Origin of the sequence: Pseudomonas sp., assembly GCF_017744435.1 — a bacterium.
Taxonomy (GTDB): Bacteria; Pseudomonadota; Gammaproteobacteria; order Pseudomonadales; family Pseudomonadaceae; genus Aquipseudomonas.
In genome coordinates, this window is sequence record NZ_JAGIBG010000042.1 from 1 (window position 1) to 16,140 (window position 16,140).

Here is a 16,140-nt window from a genome sequence, read left to right on the forward strand (position 1 = left end):
GTGCATCGGAGGTTGACTGTGGTCATTGTGTAAATCTCCCTGAAATCTCTATTGCCTGGTCTGGCCTCTTCGCGGGCACGCCCGCTCCCACAGGGGATCGCGCATCCATGTGGGAGCGGGCGTGCCCGCGAAGAGGCCAGACCAGCCAGCACATCACCTGAGCCTTAGTGCAAAGTCCGAGGCCCAGTGGGCATCTGCACCTGGATCAGCGCCGATTCGAGCAAAGCCCGCAGCGCCTCCATTTCATGCATCGAGGTCATCATCAGGATCGACGCCGGTGACTTGGGCCGCAGCAGCAACGCCTGATGCACCACGGTCGACGCGCACAACGCGTAGTCCGTCGCCTGGATCAGGGTGTCTTCAAGGGAATGAATATCGTGGGGTGGATCGGGGTAGCCAGAAATGAAAAAAGACCCCGAAGGGCCTTCTTTCTTGTCTTGCCGGCGCCTCTTTTGTCCGAGAAATGGAGCGCACTTTTTAAGAGGCGTCCCTATCCCTCCTACTCAGCCTTGAAGCAATACACCGCCAGCTTGTTGCCATCCAGATCACGGACATACGCGGCATAGGCGTTCTCTGCCCAGCCACGCGGCCCGGCAGCCCCTTCATCCTTGCCGCCAGCGCCAACGGCCGCGTCGTGGAAGGCATTGATCTGCGCCCGGTTCGAAGCCTGGAAGCTGACAGTCACGCCATTGCCGACACTGGCGGGTTGCCCGTTGGCAGGCTTGAGCACGAAGAACGAAGGCTGGTCCACGCCCCAGATCGAGCCATTGTCACCCAGGTCGGCCAAGCGCTTGAAGCCGAGCTTGCCGAGTGTTTCGTCATAGAATTTGCGCGCCTTGGACAGGTCGTTGGTGCCAACGGTGACGTGCGTGAAGATCGACATGGAAGTCTCCTTTTTGTTGTTGAGAGTTACTGCTCAGAAATGGATGACCGTGCGGATACTCTTGCCTTCATGCATCAGTTCGAAGGCCTGGTTGATCCGCCCCAGCTCCAGGGTATGGGTGATGAATGTGTCGAGCGGGATGTCGCCCTTCTCGGCCAAGGCAACGTAGCTGGGCAGCTCGGAGCGCCCTTTCACGCCACCGAAAGCACTGCCGCGCCACACACGCCCGGTGACCAGCTGGAATGGCCGGGTGCTGATTTCTGCGCCCGCTGGCGCCACGCCGATGATGGTCGCCTCGCCCCAGCCCTTGTGGCAGGCCTCCAGGGCTGCGCGCATCAGTTGCACGTTGCCGATGCACTCGAACGAATAGTCCACGCCGCCATCGGTCATTTCGACGATCACGTCCTGAATCGGCCTGTCGTGATCCAGCGGGTTGACGCAGTCGCTGGCCCCCAGCGCCTGGGCGATGGCGAACTTGGCCGGGTTGATGTCGATGGCGATGATCCGCGCGGCCTTGGCCATCCGGGCACCGATGATCGCGGCCAGGCCAATGCCACCCAGGCCGAAGATGGCCACGCTGGCGCCCGCCTGCACCTTGGCGGTGTTGAGCACGGCACCAATGCCGGTGGTGACGCCACACCCCAGCAGACAGACTTGCTCCAGTGGGGCGCTCACGGGGATTTTCGCCAGGGATATCTCCGGCAGAACGGTGTACTCGGAGAACGTCGAGCAGCCCATGTAGTGGTAGATCGGCTCACCGTTGTAGGAAAACCGCGTGGTGCCATCAGGCATCAACCCCTTGCCCTGGGTGGCGCGCACCGCTTGGCAGAGGTTGGTCCTGCCAGAGGTGCAGAACTTGCAGACCCCGCATTCTGCGGTGTACAGCGGAATCACATGATCCCCCACCTGCAGCGACGTCACGCCCTCGCCCACCGCTTCAACGACCCCACCCCCCTCATGGCCGAGGATGCAGGGGAAGACCCCTTCCGAGTCCTGCCCAGACAAGGTGTAGGCATCGGTGTGGCAGACGCCGCTCGCGACGATCCGTACCAGTACCTCCCCCGCCTTGGGAGGCTGCACATCGACTTCGACGATTTCCAGCGGTTGGTTGGGCCCGAAGGCCACCGCCGCGCGTGACTTGATCATGACAATGAATACCTATCGTGGTTGTTATCAGGTAATTGGGGCGGCACTGGCCCGTCCCGCCACTTTCAGGTGGCGGGATGAGCCGTATCAGGCGTTCAGGCTTGCTGCAGCAGGGTTACTCGACGGACTGCGAATGGGCCGGCTGGCGTACCCGCTGCCAAGCCTGCCGCTGCGTTCACATCACTCATTGCGTGCTCCTGCTCTGATGGCTGCTGACGAACTGCCGGAAGCGTTCGGTCGGCAGGCCTTCAAACAACTGCGCAGGCGTGCCCTGCGCATCGACGCGCCCGCCGTGCATGAAGACCACCCGGTTGGACACATGGCGGGCGAAGCCCATCTCGTGGGTCACCACCAGCATGGTGCGCCCCTCTTCGGCGAGCGAGCGCATCACCTTGAGCACCTCGCCCACCAACTCTGGGTCCAGCGCCGAGGTGGGCTCATCGAACAGCATGACCTGGGGGTTCATCGCCAGGGCGCGGGCGATTGCCACGCGCTGCTGCTGGCCGCCCGACAGATGAGCGGGGTAGTAGTGGCGACGCTCGTACAGCCCGACCTTCTGCAACAGATGCTCGGCCTCCTCGATGCATTCGGCCCGAGAGCGCTTGAGTACCTGCAAAGGCCCCTCCATGACGTTCTCCAGTGCCGTCCGGTGCGACCACAGGTTGAAGCCTTGGAACACCATGCCCAGGCGGCTACGGACCCGCTCCACCTGACGCCCATCGCGCGGCGCCAGGCGACCGTCGCGCAGACGCTTCATCTCGATGGTTTCGCCATCGAGGCAGATGCTGCCCTCATCGGGGGTTTCCAGCAGGTTGATGCAACGCAGGAAAGTACTCTTCCCCGAGCCACTGGCGCCCAGGATCGAGACGACATCCCCGCGCCGGGCCTCCAGGGAAATCCCCTGGAGTACACGTAAGCTTGCGTAGGATTTCTGGATATTGGTCACTGACAACGCAACCGCTGACTGAGCGTTCATACCGAACCCCGCTGAATGTTCGAATGGTGGATGTCCCCGTTCCCGCTGCCAGCGGCTGGTTCATGCATGGGACGCTCGCGCAGATGCGGCGTCAGCCGATGCTCCAGCCAGCCAATGGCGCGCACGATGAGGTAGTTGATGACCAGGTAGATCAGCGCCGCGCAGGCGAACACCTCGACGACACGATAGGTACGCTGGATGATCTGCTGGGCGACGCCAGTGACGTCCCACACGGTGATGAGGCTGGCCAACGCCGTGGCCTTGAGCATCAGCACCGCTTCGGTGGAGTACGCCGGCAACATCTGGCGCAAGGTGATCGGCGCGATGACCCGTCGAAGCAGCAGCCAGCGCGACATCCCGCAGGCCAGCCCGGCCTCGACCTGGCCATGGGGCACACTGAGCAACCCGCCGCGAATGATCTCGGCGGTATAACCTGCCGTGCACAGCGCCAGAGAGATGATCGCGCACCCGTAGGGCGAGCGCAGCACCGGCCAGGCAAAGCTTTCGCGGATGGCCGGGAACTGCCCCAGCCCGTAGTAGATCAGGTACATCTGGATGAGCAGCGGCGTGCCACGAAAAACCCAGATGTAGCCACGCGCAGGCAGGCTCAACAGCGGCGAACGGCTGACCCGCAGGCTGACGATGCCCAGCGCCAGCAGCAGCCCCAGCGAAAGCGAAGTGCAAAACAGCGTCAACGTGGTAGGCAGCGCCGCCAGCAACTTGAGCAAGGTGTCGAAGAGAAACTGGAAATCGATCATTTTTCGGCTCGCCTGCTTCAGTGAGGGATGGGGGGACGCTGCCGCGTGCGATTCACGCGCGCTTCGGCATGGTTGAACACCCGCCCCGACAGCCCGGTCAGCAGCAGGTAACCGATGCCACCGATCAGGTAGAACGTGAAGTACTGGTGGGTTGACCCAGCGGCCATGAGGCTGGCACGCATCAGTTCCACCAGGCCGATGACCGAGATCAGCGACGAGTCCTTCAGGGTCATCTGCCAGACATTGCCCAGGCCCGGCAGCGCGTGGCCCAGGACCTGCGGCAGCAGCACCCGCCGCAAGCGGGTGAAGGGGCTCATGCCGATGGCCAGCGCGGCTTCCAGTTGCCCCCGTGGGATGGCCAGGAAGGCGCCGCGATAGACCTCCGCCTGGTAGGCCCCCGAGAGCAGCCCGACCGCGAGCGCGCCCACCCAGAACGGCGGCATGTCGACATAGCCCTCTTTGCCCAGCCAGTGCCCAAGTGCGGATACCAGCGTGGCGCCGCCGAAATAGAACAGGTAGATGACCAGCAATTCAGGGATGCCACGTACCAGGACCAGGTAGGTGTTGCCCACCCAACGCAGGCTTGGCCGGCGCGACAGCTTGGCCGCCGCCACCAGGCTGCCGACGACTGCGCCGCCCATGAGCGACACCAAGGTCAGCGCCAGGGTCGTGCCGATCGCCGCCAGTAACGTCAGCCCCCAGCCGCCCTCGCCAACGCTGAGCAAATGTAAGGTTTCCATGTACGTCTCCTCGTATTGACCGGCTTGTCGCTGCCGACCGGCCGTTGGGCGGGCCGACGACGTCGCGCCGATGAAGGTGCCAATGGTCCAGGCCGGTTCACGGCGTGATGTCGGCCTTGAACCATTTCTCGGAGAGTCGCTTCACGGTGCCATCGGCAAGCGCCGCGCCCAGCGCCTCATCGAACCTGGCCTTGAGCTCGGGCGCGTCCTGGCGGAATGCCAGGGCCTCGCCCGGCCCCCAGATCGGGCCACCGATCTTGAAGCCGACCATGGTCACGCGGTCAGGCACGTCTGCGGTCGAGAGGAAGAACGTGACATCGTCGAAGGCGAAGTCGATGCGGCCGGCCTGCAGGTCCAGCACATGCTCCCCGGACTTTTTGTATTCGCGGATGCTGGCGATGTCCTTGAAATTGTCTTCGACGAATTGCGTGTAGGCGGTACCGGACTGAATACCGATGGTCTTGCCATCGAGCAGGCTGCGCAGCTTGTCGATGTAGGGTTTGTCCGCCTGGGCATCGCCGCTGAGCTTGACCATCTCGGTGGCAAGCCCCGCCTTGGCGATCAAGGCCGGGTCGGCTGCGGCAAGTACACCCTGGGTCGCGGCATAGGGGCGCGAGAAGGCGATCACCTTTTCACGCTCGGGGGTAATGACGATGGCGTCCATCAGGACATCGAACTTGCCCGCCTGCAGGCCGGGGATCATCCCGTCCCAATCCTGGGAGTGAAGCGTGCATTGCATCTTCATCCGCGCGCACAGGTCGGCCAGCAGCTCAGGCTCGAAGCCGCCGATCTGGCCATTGGGCAGGGTCAGGTTCCAAGGGGCATACGCCGCCTCCGTGGCGATGGTGACGGCGGTCCAGTCCTTGGCCTGGGCTGCCGACAGGAACAACCAGGCGGCACCGACGAGGGTGAGCGTGGCGGCTTTCTTTAACGCGTTGTTTCTTGTTGTTGTCATATGCGTCCCCGTTGCACGGTTACGGGATAGGTCTGGCGCCTCCAGCGGTTGCGGAGGGCGCCTGTATTGGGCCCTGCGAGCGCTGGCGGCACTACTCAGCTGGCACGGCCATAGAACCCCATGCTCTCCTCTTCGCTGAACACCACGTCCTGTTTCTCGTAATAGGAGAAAATGGAAATCAGCCGCTCTTGCGGCCCTTGCACAGGCGTTACCCGGTGCAGGGCGTTAACGCCCCGGAACACGTTGAGGGTGCCGGCTTCCAGGGTCATGGTCTTGATCTGCGGGTCGCGCCCGTCCAGTACGTCGGCGATGCCATCGTAGTTGGGGTCCTGCGGCGAGCGAAGGTTGCTGCGGTACTGGAACTTGCCGCCTTCGAGCGGCTCCTGCAGCAGCAGTGTGGTGGTGAATTCGCTTCGGTCGAAATGCCAGTTCAACGCTTCACCGTCGCGATAGCCCATGACGTTCACGCGGGCCAGCGGGTCTTTCATCATGTGCAGTGACGGCTTGCCCATGACCGCCGCGATGAACCGCAGCAACGGCGGGTACTCGTAGATGCTCAGGACGATGCTCTTTTCCAGCTGGTCGGCGCACAGGGTGTGGTTGGTCGACTCCACTTCGCGCAACGCCGGGTGGTCAGGCGCAACACCCATGAAGTCCGGCAGGAAGTAGATGTTGTGCCGACGAGAATGCGTGTGCGACTGGGTGTCCATCTTTGGCTGCAACTGGGCCACGGCCTGCTTGATCGCCTCAGGTCGCATCAGCTGCTTCAGGTTGAACATGCCAGTCTCCTGCAGCTCTGCCGCCGCACGCTCGACGGCGGCCTGCCACTGCGGGGAACCTTCCCGGTCCAGCGGATAGCGGTCCAAATCCAGGATGTCTTTCATCAGTGCCTCCCATGTTGGTGAGACATGAACGTACCCTGAGAAAAACTTTGCCACAACGGCATTAATTGTTAGCTTAGCGTTAGAAAATCTTATGAAGGACACTCCATGGATCGGCTTCCCCCGCTCAACGCCGTCAAGGCATTCGAAGTGGCTGCGCGCATGGGCAGTTTCGTCCTGGCCGCGGCCGAACTGGGCGTTTCGGCTGCGGCGGTCAGCCAGCAGGTCAAGCACCTGGAGCAGTTTCTGGAGCGCCAGCTGTTCGTGCGCACCGGCAATCGCATCTCCCTCACCGACGCCGGGCACGCGATCTACCCGCAGACCTCCCGCGCCCTGAACGACATCGCGACCATGACCAGCCGCATCCTCGAAGGCGACCTGCATTCGCGACGGCTGGTGGTCAGTGTGCCCTTCTCGCTGGCCGAGCCCTGGCTGGCCCCCAAGTTGTCGGCGCTGCAGGAGGCGTACCCGCACCTGGCGGTCGACATCCGCGTGGAGGACGACCCGGTGGACCTGGTCCGCCATGACATCGATATCCGGGTCAGCTATGGCGATTACCATTACCCGGGGCTGGACGCCATCCACCTGGTGCGCGATGAAGTGATGCCGGTCTGTACACCGACGTTCTGGTCGACCCACGGCAACGATACCTTCGACCTGACGCAGCTGCAGCAGAACCTGTTCATCCATACCCACTGGGGCGCCAGCTATGCCTCCGGGCCCACCTGGCATGCCTGGTTCTCGCTGATCTCCAGCAACTACTACCCCGACCCCAAGCAAGGTGTACGCTGCGGCCTGTCGAGCCTGTCGGTCTCGCTGGCCCGCCTGGGGCTTGGCGTTGCCCTCGGGCACCGGCTCATCGCCCGAGCCGACCTTGAAGCCGGGCGCCTGATCGCGCTCTCCCCGGTGACACTGCCACTGGGGCATTTCTACTGCGCATTCGTGCCGGCAGCGAAGCAGAGCCGCAAGGACATCGTCCGCATGATGGAGCTGTTGAAGGAGTAGTTCAGCGTGCGCCCTTGACCTGCGCTTGCTCGATCAGCCAGTTGATGAGCAGCGCAACGTCCGGGCGCAAACGGGTTTCTTCGTTGCAGATGCAGAAGTAGTCCATGCCTGTGGGCACCTTCAGCTCAAAGGGCTGCACCAGGCGGCCCTCGTCCAGGTCCCGCGCCGAATTGATCTCGTCGCTGAGGGCCACACCATACCCATCACGCGCGGCCTGCAGGGCAATGCCGAAGTCTTCCAGGTGTACGTCGGCATCGCCGGGGTAAGGCAAGCGCGCCTCGCGCAACCAGTGGCGCCATTGGCTGCCATCGTCTTCATGCAGCAAACGATGATGCATCAGGTCCGATGGCTGCCTGAGTGCGTGAGGGCCACGCAGAAGCTGCGGGCAACAGACCGGAAACATGTGCAGGACCTGCAAGGGCCGCCACCAGAAGCCCTCCCAGTTCGGGGCATCGTAAAGCACTGCGATGTCCGCCCGCCGCCAGTCCACCGCAGACATATGGTCAGCCGTGATCACACGCAACCGAATGTGCGGATACAGCGTGCGAAACGCAAAAAGCTTGGGTATCAGCCAGGTGGCACCGAAGACCGGCTCTGTCGACAAGGTCAAGATCGTCACGGCCGGGCTGTGAAAGGCCACGTCACAGGCTTGCCGCACCCCCTCGGTGATTTCACGCAGGCCTTGCGCAACCGCACGCTGCAACGCCAGCCCCCGCTCCGTCAGCACCAGGTGGCGCCCCTGCTTGTGGAACAGCTCGACACCCAGGCTGCTTTGCAGCGACCGGATCTGCTGACTGACAGCGCCTGTGGTGACGTGCAGTTCCGCAGCGGCCGCACCGACATGGCCAAGCCTGGCTACACATTCGAATACGCGAAAAGCATGAAGCGGAGGCAATGCCATTGACGTCAACCGTTTAGTTTTTTTACCGTTAAAAAGCTCAATTTATATAGATTGATTGCACGCTGGGCAACCTGAAGAATGCGCGGGAGCACAACGAAAACAACAACTCCAAAAGGAGGCTCCATGAAGGTTGATTGGCTGGATCTGCCTGGGTTGTCCAAGACGCTTCAAACGGCCTCGCTGGTGGCCCTTGTGACCCTGACCGGTCAGGCGATGGCAAACGAACGTGCGGTGCGCCTTTATGCCTGGGCCGAATATGTCAGCCCCGACACCCTGAAAAGGTTCGAGACCGAAACGGGCATCCGGGTGCAGTACGACACGTTCGAAAGCGCTGAAGTACTGGAAACCAAGATGCTGACCGGCAAGAGCGGCTACGACGTCGTCGTCCCCAGCATCGCCATGCTGGACAGGCTCATTCGGGCCAGGGCGCTCCAGCCTGTCGAGCTGGCACGCATGCCTGGCCATGCCGACTTCGACCCTCAGTTGCTGGCCCAACTGCGCCAGGTAGACCCTGACAATCTCTTTGCCGTGCCCTACACCTGGGGCACCGTCGGGCTGGCGCTCAATCTCCAGCAGGTGCAGGAACGTATCCCTGCCCCGCCACTGGACAGCCTGGACCTGCTGTTCAAACCCAAGTACGCCAGCAAGTTGAAGGACTGCGGCATCTCGATCATCGATTCGCCCCAGGAAGTCATGAACGTCACCTTGAACTACCTGGGCAAGAACCCCTCAAGCTCGGACACCGCCGACCTTCAAGCGGCAAAGGACCTGCTCGCCACATTGCGCCCGTCAGTGCGCTACATATCGACCGGCACGCAAATGACCGACCTGGCCAATGGCAACCTCTGCATGGCCCTGACCTACAGTGGCGATGCGGTGCTGGCCAACAGCCAGGCAATGATGGCGAACAAACCCTACACCATCGACTACGCAGTCCCCCGGGAAGGAACCCTCACCTGGATCGACACCCTGGCCATACCGGCAGATGCGCCGCATCCAGCAGAAGCAAAGGCCTTGATCGAATTCATTACCCGACCGGACTCAATGGCCGACCTTACCGGCAAGATGTTCTTCGCCAATGCCAACCTGGCCGCCACTGCGCTCCTGGCCCCAAGCATTGCCGGCAATACCGCCATCTACCCCCCGGAAAACGTGCGTCACACGCTGTTCGGCGAGCCCCCCTTGCCGCTGCGCACCTTGCGCGAACGCACACGCACCTGGACGTCCTTCCGCAACCAGCAATGAGCATCTGCCATGACTGACACTTCCTCCATCATCGACCAGGCCATCACCCGTGAAAGCCTCTATGGCACCTTGGCCGAGCCCACCTACGGCGGTATCACCAGCTTCATGCGCCGCCGCTACACCCGTGACCTGCGGGGCGTGGACCTGGTCATCAGCGGTGTGCCATTCGACACGGCCACCAGCAACCGCCCAGGGAGCCGGTTCGGGCCGCGCGCCATTCGCGAAGCGTCGGTGCAGTCCGCCTGGACACGCCACTGGCCTTGGGAGTTCGACCCGTTCGAGCTGCTGGCCTGCGTCGACTATGGCGACTGCCCTTTCGACTACGGCACACCCGAGCAGACACCGGCCGCCATCAGGGCACACGCCCGGAAGATTCTCGACACCGGTGCCGCGATGCTGACGCTGGGCGGGGATCACTTCATCAGCTACCCCCTGCTGCAGGCCCATGCGGCCAAGCATGGGCCACTTTCGTTGATCCATTTCGATGCGCACCACGACCTGGAATGCGATGGCGAAGACAAACGCATCGACCATGGCTCGATGTTCTATCACGCCGTTCGTGAGGGGCTGATCGACCCTGCTCGCTCGATACAGATTGGCCAACGCACCACCATCGAAGATGTCATGGGACTGCAGGTGCTCAATGCCAATGAGGTGCATGACCGCTCTGCGCGGGAGCTGGCGGAAGTCATCCATGGCCGTGTAGGCGATAGCCCTGTCTATCTGACTTTCGACATCGATTGCCTGGACCCGGCCTATGCCCCCGGCACTGGCACCCCGGTTTGCGGCGGCCTCTCGACACACCAGGCGCTGCGGATTCTGCGGCAGCTGCGCGGCATCAACCTGGTGGGGATGGACGTCGTCGAGGTCGCCCCCGCCTACGATCATGCAGAAATCACATCGCTTGCCGCCGCGGCATTGGCCATGGAGATGATCTGCCTGTATGCAGCCCGGCATAAGCTGACCGGCGGCCGCTGAAGACCCAGGCGGCGAAAGGCGACCCATCGCCTTTTTTCGCCGGAAACGAAAAAAGGCCCCGAAGGGCCTTCTTTCTTGCCTTACCGAAATACTTCGTTAAGGCCAATTTGGAGCGGGAAACGAGACTCGAACTCGCGACCCCGACCTTGGCAAGGTCGTGCTCTACCAACTGAGCTATTCCCGCGTCGTGATGGGTGCCATTCTAGCGATATCTGAAACGGCGTCAACCCCTTGATTCAAAAAAGTTTTATTTCTGCTCGGAGCCTTCGCGCAGGTGCGGCCAGGCGGCCAGCAGATAGTGCACCATCGACCACAGGGTCAGTGCCGCCGCCACCAGCAGCAGGCCGTAGCCCAGCACCACCCAGAAGCTCACCACCGGCGGGTTGGCCAGCAGGATCACCAGCGCCAGCATCTGCGCCGCGGTCTTCCACTTGCCGAGGCTGGACACCGCCACATGCGCCCTCGCCCCCAGTTCGGCCATCCACTCGCGCAGCGCCGAAACGACGATTTCACGGCCGATGATCACCGCCGCCGGCAGGGTCAGCCAGAAGTTGGCGTGCACCTGCACCAGCAGTACCAGGGCAACGGCCACCATCAGCTTGTCGGCCACAGGGTCGAGGAAGGCGCCGAACGGTGTGCTCTGCTGCAGGCGACGCGCCAGGTAGCCGTCCAGCCAGTCGGTGGCGGCGGCGATGGCGAACACCGTGCTGGCGGCCATGTAGCTCCAGTGATAGGGCACATAGAACAGCAGGATGAAGATCGGGATGAGCAGGACGCGTAGAACGGTGAGCAGGTTTGGAATATTCATCGGTACGACTGGCTGCGGGTTGAGCCCGGCATTCTACTCGCTATGCAGGCTGGCATAAATCGACTCGGCAAGCTTTTTACTGATGCCGGGGGCTTTGGCAATTTCATCGATGCTGGCGCGGTTGAGCTCCTGCAGGCCGCCGAAGTGTTTCAGCAGGTCGCGGCGGCGCTTGGGCCCTACCCCGGCGACGTCTTCCAGGCTCGAGGTACGGCGAGCCTTGCCGCGCCGGGCACGGTGGCCGGTGATGGCAAAACGGTGAGCTTCGTCGCGGATCTGCTGGATCAGGTGCAGCGCCGGGTTGTCGCCCTTGAGGGTGAACTCGTGGGCCACGTCGTTGAGGTACAGGGTTTCGAAGCCGGCCTTGCGGGTCACGCCCTTGGCCACGCCGAGCAGGGTCAGGTCGGTGAAGGCCAGTTCCTGCATCACTTCGCGGGCCATGTTCAGCTGGCCCTTGCCGCCGTCCACCAGCAGCACGTCGGGCAATTTGCCCTCGCCGTCCTTGATCCGCCCGTAACGGCGGGTCAGGGCCTGGTGCATGGCGGCATAGTCGTCGCCGCCGGTGACGCCCTCGATGTTGAAGCGTCGGTAATCCGACTTGATCGGGCCCTCCGGGCCGAACACCACGCAGCTGGCCACCGTGGCTTCGCCGCTGGAGTGGCTGATGTCATAGCATTCCAGGCGCTGTGGCACTTCATCCAGGCCCAGCACTTCGGCCAGGGCCTCGAAGCGCGCGGCCATGTGCTGGCGGTTGGCCAGGCGGGCATTGAGCGCCTGCTCGGCGTTGGTCACCGCCAGTTGCTGCCAGCGCGCACGGGTGCCGCGCACGCGGTGGCTGATGGTCAGCTCGCGACCGCGCAGGCTCTGCACGGCTTCGGTGATGGCCGCGAAGTCTTCGTGCACCACGTTGACGATCAGCTCGCCAGGCAGCTCGCGCTCGGCATTGCCCAGGTAGTACTGCGACAGGAACGCGGCCATGACTTCGGCCACCTCCTCCTCGATGCCCACCTGCGGGAAGAAGTTCTTGCTGCCCAGCACCCGGCCGCCGCGCACGCTGATCAGGTGCACACAGGCACCGCCCGGGTTGACGAAGGCGGCCACCACATCGACATCGCCGGAGCCGCCTTCGATGTACTGCTGGTCCTGGACCCGGCGCAGCAAGGCAATCTGGTCGCGCAGTTCGGCGGCCTTCTCGAAGTTGAGGGCCATCGCCGCCTTTTCCATGGCCTCGTTGAGCTCGTTGCCCAACTGCTGGCTGCGCCCTTCGAGGAACATCACCGAGTGACGCACGTCCTCGGCATACTCCTCGGCCGTGACCAGCTGGGTGCACGGGCCTTTGCAGCGCTTGATCTGGTACTGCAGGCACGGGCGCGTGCGGTTGGCGAAGTAGCTGTCTTCGCACTGGCGCACGGAAAAGGCTTTCTGCAGCAGGCTGAGGCTTTCGCGAATGGCACCCGCACTGGGGTATGGCCCGAAATAGCGCCCCTTGGCTTTCTTCGCCCCACGATGAATGCCCAGTCGCGGGAATTCGCCGTCCGACAGGAACACGTACGGATAGGACTTATCGTCGCGCAACAGAATGTTGTACGGCGGGCGCCACTGCTTGATCAGGTTCTGCTCGAGCAGCAGCGCCTCGGTCTCGTTGGCGGTGATGGTGGTTTCGACCTGGGCGATGCGCCCCACCAGCGCGGCGGTTTTCGGCGCCAGGCCGGTCTTGCGGAAATAGCTGGCCAGGCGCTTCTTGAGGTTCTTGGCCTTGCCCACATAGAGCAGCCTCGCCTCGGCGTCGAACATCCGGTAAACGCCCGGGCGACCACTGCAGGTCGCCAGGAACGCGCTGGCATCAAAGACTTGTGACATGAAGGTTTACAGGCTTGCGTCAACCATACCGTGGCGAACGGCCAGCAAGGTCAGTTCGACGTCGCTGGTGACCGAGAGTTTTTCGAAGATCCGATAACGGTAAGTATTGACGGTCTTGGGTGACAGGCACAACTTGTCGGAGATGATCTGCACTTTCTGGCAGCCGACGATCATCAGGGCGATCTGGATTTCCCGTTCCGACAGCGCATCGAACGGCGACGCTTGCGGCTGGAACGACTTGAGCGCCAGCTGCTGGGCGATCTGCGGGCTGATATAGCGTTGGCCGGCAAACGCCAGGCGGATGGCCTGGACCATTTCGTCCAGCCCGGCGCCCTTGGTCAGGTAACCGGCGGCGCCGGCCTGCATCAGCCGGGTGGGAAACGGGTCTTCTTCACACACGGTAACCGCTACCACCTTGATGTCGGGGTGGCTGCGCAGCAGCTTGCGGGTGGCTTCCAGGCCGCCGATCCCAGGCATCTTCACGTCCATCAGCACGACGTCTGGCTTCAGTTCCCGGGCGAGTTTCAGTGCCGACTCGCCCGAATCCGCCTCACCCACCACCTGCAGGCCGTCGATATCGGCCAGCATGCGGGTAATACCGGTTCGAACCAGATCGTGATCGTCGACCACTAGGACCCTAATCAAGCAGACACCTCGTCAACAGGGCGATTGGATCCCGCCACCTTAACAAAATTTTTCATGGCGGACCTAGCGTAAAACTTCCTTCAGAAACGTCTGACGCTCATGACGCGGTTGCCGTGCCAGTTCACCGCCGCTGCCCTCACCCACCAGACGGCCCAACAGGTGCCACAAAGCCGCCTTGTCGGCCGCTGGCAAACGCCGAAACACGCCCAGCAGACCGCTTTCATCCGCCGTCAGGCTTTCCAGCGGTGCCGGCGTGCGCTCACCGCTGAGCACATACAGCGCATCCACACCGCGGATCGCCAGTGCCGCCAGGTAGTCCGCCCGCGGCGTGCGCTCACCGCTTTCGTACTTGCCCTGGGCATTGGGCTCGACACCACCGATGTCACCAAACACCCGCTGGGTCATGCCCAGCCGTTCACGTTCTTCCCGCAGACGTGGACCGAGTCCTTTCATATGACGTTTCTCCTGGTTCCTTTGCCGTCATGGGTTCCGCTCACAATCCTGTAAGCAGTTGCAGACTGTGCAGTCACTATGCCCATCGCCAGCCAGCGTCGCAAGCCAGTATTGCGCCACCAGCGCGTCCTGCGAGGCCTTGATTTACAGGGATTTGATACGTCCCGTCGGGGCACGCCAGGCCGCACAACGGGAGAGGAAACCGGCAAGGCGCCACGGCTTTGGCGTCACTTTATTGCCACCTACAGCGATATCATTTTTTTGACGCCCAACTAACAACAACTTTAAGTCATTGATTTATAAAGGTTTTTAAACTTTCACAGAGAACATGTAAGTTATTTTCAAACAAGCAGATATCAAAGCTTGCAATAAAAATAAGAACGCCTTTAGGCTGTAAAAAGACCACTAAGAAACAGCCTGCAACGCCACTTCTGAGCGCGGCTTACTTCTGCGCGTCTGCCATTTCGACAACTTCATGAACGATGTATCTCGGCCGGCTTTGCCGTGCCCCAGGGAGAGGGACCTATGAACATCAGCATCTTTGGACTTGGCTATGTTGGCGCTGTTTGCGCGGGATGCCTGTCGGCCCGCGGCCACAATGTGCTGGGGGTGGACATTTCCCCGGCGAAAATCGAACTGATCAACCAGGGCAAGTCGCCCATCGTCGAGCCGGGCCTGGAGCAACTGCTGCAGGACGGTGTCAGCAAGGGCCGCCTGCGCGGTACCACCGACGTGCAGGCGGCGATTCTCGCCACTGACCTGTCGCTGCTGTGCGTCGGCACCCCGAGCAAGAAGAACGGCGACCTGGACCTGGTGTACATGGAAGCGGTCTGCCGGGAAATCGGCACCGCCCTGCGCGACAAGGGCAGCCGCCACACCGTGGTGGTGCGCAGTACCGTGCTGCCAGGCACGGTGAAGAACGTGGTGGTGCCGATCCTCGAGCAGTACTCGGGCAAACGGGCCGGCGTCGACTTCGGCGTGGCGGTCAACCCGGAATTCCTGCGCGAAAGCACCGCGATCCAGGACTACGATTTCCCGGCCATGACCGTGATCGGTGAACTGGACAGCCAGTCGGGCGACCTGCTCGCGTCGCTGTACAGCGAACTCGACGCACCGGTCATCCGCAAGCCGATCGAAGTCGCCGAGATGATCAAGTACACCTGCAACGTCTGGCACGCGACCAAGGTCACTTTCGCCAACGAGATCGGCAACATCGCCAAGGCCGCCGGCGTCGATGGCCGCGAGGTGATGGATGTGGTCTGCCAGGACCACAAGCTCAACCTGTCGCGCTACTACCTGCGCCCGGGCTTCGCCTTCGGCGGCTCGTGCCTGCCCAAGGACGTGCGCGCCCTCACCTACCGCGCCGCCAGCCTGGACGTGAAGGCGCCGCTGCTCGACTCGCTGATGGCCAGCAACGTCTCGCAGGTGCAGAACGCCTTCGACCTCATCGAGCGCCAGGACAAACGCAAGGTCGCCCTGCTCGGCCTGGCCTTCAAGGCCGGCACCGACGACCTGCGCGAAAGCCCCCTGGTGGAGCTGGCCGAGCGCCTGATCGGCAAGGGCTACCAGCTGAACATCTTCGACGAGAACGTCGAATACGCCCGCATGCACGGGGCCAACAAGGAATACATCGAAGCGAAGATCCCGCATGTTTCGTCGCTGCTGCACAGCGACCTGCAACAGGTGATCGATGACGCCGAGGTGATCGTCCTGGGCAACAACGACCCGCGCTTCGCCAGCGCCCTGCAAGCCGGCCACGGCAAGCAGGTGATCGACCTGGTCGGCTTCATGCCCGGCCTGAGCGACAGCCGCACCCAAGGCATCTGCTGGTAACCGACCCGGCACCTACCGCGCGCCACCTGCCACAGGCTCACGCCTGGGGGTGGCGCGCGGGCACCGCAAAAACAGG

17 protein-coding genes and 1 tRNA gene are annotated in these 16,140 nt (G+C 62.7%); 4 read left to right on the forward strand and 14 right to left on the reverse strand.

Annotated elements, in window-relative coordinates:
- Positions 1-164: 164 nt before the first annotated feature.
- From J7573_RS23010 to J7573_RS23045, 8 genes are all read right to left on the reverse strand, one after another.
- Positions 165-404, reverse strand: coding sequence for a hypothetical protein (locus tag J7573_RS23010; protein WP_294340653.1), 240 nt, complete (start codon positions 402-404; stop codon positions 165-167).
- Positions 405-499: 95 nt separating this feature from the next.
- Positions 500-883, reverse strand: a complete 384-nt coding sequence (locus J7573_RS23015; protein ID WP_294340620.1) for a VOC family protein — start codon at positions 881-883, stop codon at positions 500-502.
- Between the two features lie 33 nt (positions 884-916).
- Positions 917-2,029, reverse strand: a complete 1,113-nt coding sequence (locus J7573_RS23020) for an S-(hydroxymethyl)glutathione dehydrogenase/class III alcohol dehydrogenase (protein WP_294340621.1) — start codon at positions 2,027-2,029, stop codon at positions 917-919.
- Positions 2,030-2,213: 184 nt separating this feature from the next.
- Positions 2,214-3,005 (reverse strand): ATP-binding cassette domain-containing protein, encoded by a 792-nt coding sequence (locus J7573_RS23025; protein WP_294340622.1) that lies wholly within the window; start codon positions 3,003-3,005, stop codon positions 2,214-2,216.
- Positions 3,002-3,763: an ABC transporter permease gene (locus J7573_RS23030; RefSeq protein WP_294340623.1), complete on the reverse strand. Its 762-nt coding sequence runs from the start codon at positions 3,761-3,763 to the stop codon at positions 3,002-3,004. Before J7573_RS23030 ends, J7573_RS23025 begins: the two co-directional genes overlap by 4 nt.
- A gap of 17 nt (positions 3,764-3,780) precedes the next feature.
- The gene (locus J7573_RS23035; RefSeq protein ID WP_294340624.1) at positions 3,781-4,503 is read right to left on the reverse strand and encodes an ABC transporter permease subunit; all 723 of its coding nucleotides are present in this window, start codon (positions 4,501-4,503) and stop codon (positions 3,781-3,783) included.
- Between the two features lie 97 nt (positions 4,504-4,600).
- Positions 4,601-5,458 (reverse strand): transporter substrate-binding domain-containing protein, encoded by an 858-nt coding sequence (locus J7573_RS23040; protein ID WP_294340625.1) that lies wholly within the window; start codon positions 5,456-5,458, stop codon positions 4,601-4,603.
- Positions 5,459-5,553: 95 nt separating this feature from the next.
- On the reverse strand, positions 5,554-6,342 hold the full coding sequence (locus J7573_RS23045; protein WP_294340626.1) for a 2OG-Fe(II) oxygenase: 789 nt from the start codon (positions 6,340-6,342) through the stop codon (positions 5,554-5,556).
- Positions 6,343-6,447: 105 nt separating this feature from the next.
- Between J7573_RS23045 and J7573_RS23050 the strand changes: the two genes are divergently transcribed.
- On the forward strand, positions 6,448-7,344 hold the full coding sequence (locus J7573_RS23050; RefSeq protein ID WP_294340627.1) for a LysR substrate-binding domain-containing protein: 897 nt from the start codon (positions 6,448-6,450) through the stop codon (positions 7,342-7,344).
- 1 nt (position 7,345) lies between these two features.
- On the opposite strand, the gene J7573_RS23055 is transcribed toward J7573_RS23050, so the two are convergent.
- Positions 7,346-8,245: a LysR substrate-binding domain-containing protein gene (locus J7573_RS23055; RefSeq protein WP_294340628.1), complete on the reverse strand. Its 900-nt coding sequence runs from the start codon at positions 8,243-8,245 to the stop codon at positions 7,346-7,348.
- Between the two features lie 213 nt (positions 8,246-8,458).
- Between J7573_RS23055 and J7573_RS23060 the strand changes: the two genes are divergently transcribed.
- The gene (locus J7573_RS23060) at positions 8,459-9,490 is read left to right on the forward strand and encodes an extracellular solute-binding protein (protein ID WP_294340654.1); all 1,032 of its coding nucleotides are present in this window, start codon (positions 8,459-8,461) and stop codon (positions 9,488-9,490) included.
- Positions 9,491-9,499: 9 nt separating this feature from the next.
- A complete protein-coding gene (speB, locus tag J7573_RS23065) occupies positions 9,500-10,468 on the forward strand; it encodes an agmatinase (RefSeq protein WP_294340629.1) in 969 nt (322 codons plus the stop codon).
- Positions 10,469-10,576: 108 nt separating this feature from the next.
- Here the strand turns inward: speB and J7573_RS23070 are convergent.
- From J7573_RS23070 to J7573_RS23090, 5 genes are all read right to left on the reverse strand, one after another.
- A tRNA-Gly gene (locus tag J7573_RS23070) sits at positions 10,577-10,652 on the reverse strand.
- A gap of 63 nt (positions 10,653-10,715) precedes the next feature.
- Positions 10,716-11,276, reverse strand: a complete 561-nt coding sequence (gene pgsA / locus J7573_RS23075; protein WP_027920568.1) for a CDP-diacylglycerol--glycerol-3-phosphate 3-phosphatidyltransferase — start codon at positions 11,274-11,276, stop codon at positions 10,716-10,718.
- Positions 11,277-11,309: 33 nt separating this feature from the next.
- Complete coding sequence (gene uvrC / locus J7573_RS23080) at positions 11,310-13,133, reverse strand: excinuclease ABC subunit UvrC (RefSeq protein WP_294340630.1); 1,824 nt, start codon at positions 13,131-13,133, stop codon at positions 11,310-11,312.
- A gap of 6 nt (positions 13,134-13,139) precedes the next feature.
- The gene (gene uvrY / locus J7573_RS23085; RefSeq protein WP_054884910.1) at positions 13,140-13,778 is read right to left on the reverse strand and encodes a UvrY/SirA/GacA family response regulator transcription factor; all 639 of its coding nucleotides are present in this window, start codon (positions 13,776-13,778) and stop codon (positions 13,140-13,142) included.
- A gap of 63 nt (positions 13,779-13,841) precedes the next feature.
- Positions 13,842-14,231, reverse strand: a complete 390-nt coding sequence (locus J7573_RS23090; protein ID WP_294340631.1) for a helix-turn-helix domain-containing protein — start codon at positions 14,229-14,231, stop codon at positions 13,842-13,844.
- Positions 14,232-14,756: 525 nt separating this feature from the next.
- Between J7573_RS23090 and J7573_RS23095 the strand changes: the two genes are divergently transcribed.
- Positions 14,757-16,064 (forward strand): UDP-glucose/GDP-mannose dehydrogenase family protein, encoded by a 1,308-nt coding sequence (locus tag J7573_RS23095; protein WP_294340632.1) that lies wholly within the window; start codon positions 14,757-14,759, stop codon positions 16,062-16,064.
- Positions 16,065-16,140: the final 76 nt, after the last annotated feature.

What these genes read in the sequence shown, in the direction of transcription:
- J7573_RS23015 (WP_294340620.1), bottom strand. Translation starts at nt 883, where the DNA reads ATGTCGATCTTCACGCACGTCACCGTTGGCACCAACGACCTGTCCAAG.
- J7573_RS23020 (WP_294340621.1), bottom strand. Translation starts at nt 2,029, where the DNA reads ATGATCAAGTCACGCGCGGCGGTGGCCTTCGGGCCCAACCAACCGCTG.
- J7573_RS23025 (WP_294340622.1), bottom strand. Translation starts at nt 3,005, where the DNA reads ATGAACGCTCAGTCAGCGGTTGCGTTGTCAGTGACCAATATCCAGAAA.
- J7573_RS23030 (WP_294340623.1), bottom strand. Translation starts at nt 3,763, where the DNA reads ATGATCGATTTCCAGTTTCTCTTCGACACCTTGCTCAAGTTGCTGGCG.
- J7573_RS23035 (WP_294340624.1), bottom strand. Translation starts at nt 4,503, where the DNA reads ATGGAAACCTTACATTTGCTCAGCGTTGGCGAGGGCGGCTGGGGGCTG.
- J7573_RS23040 (WP_294340625.1), bottom strand. Translation starts at nt 5,458, where the DNA reads ATGACAACAACAAGAAACAACGCGTTAAAGAAAGCCGCCACGCTCACC.
- J7573_RS23045 (WP_294340626.1), bottom strand. Translation starts at nt 6,342, where the DNA reads ATGAAAGACATCCTGGATTTGGACCGCTATCCGCTGGACCGGGAAGGT.
- J7573_RS23050 (WP_294340627.1), top strand. Translation starts at nt 6,448, where the DNA reads ATGGATCGGCTTCCCCCGCTCAACGCCGTCAAGGCATTCGAAGTGGCT.
- J7573_RS23055 (WP_294340628.1), bottom strand. Translation starts at nt 8,245, where the DNA reads ATGGCATTGCCTCCGCTTCATGCTTTTCGCGTATTCGAATGTGTAGCC.
- J7573_RS23060 (WP_294340654.1), top strand. Translation starts at nt 8,459, where the DNA reads ATGGCAAACGAACGTGCGGTGCGCCTTTATGCCTGGGCCGAATATGTC.
- speB (WP_294340629.1), top strand. Translation starts at nt 9,500, where the DNA reads ATGACTGACACTTCCTCCATCATCGACCAGGCCATCACCCGTGAAAGC.
- pgsA (WP_027920568.1), bottom strand. Translation starts at nt 11,276, where the DNA reads ATGAATATTCCAAACCTGCTCACCGTTCTACGCGTCCTGCTCATCCCG.
- uvrC (WP_294340630.1), bottom strand. Translation starts at nt 13,133, where the DNA reads ATGTCACAAGTCTTTGATGCCAGCGCGTTCCTGGCGACCTGCAGTGGT.
- J7573_RS23090 (WP_294340631.1), bottom strand. Translation starts at nt 14,231, where the DNA reads ATGAAAGGACTCGGTCCACGTCTGCGGGAAGAACGTGAACGGCTGGGC.
- J7573_RS23095 (WP_294340632.1), top strand. Translation starts at nt 14,757, where the DNA reads ATGAACATCAGCATCTTTGGACTTGGCTATGTTGGCGCTGTTTGCGCG.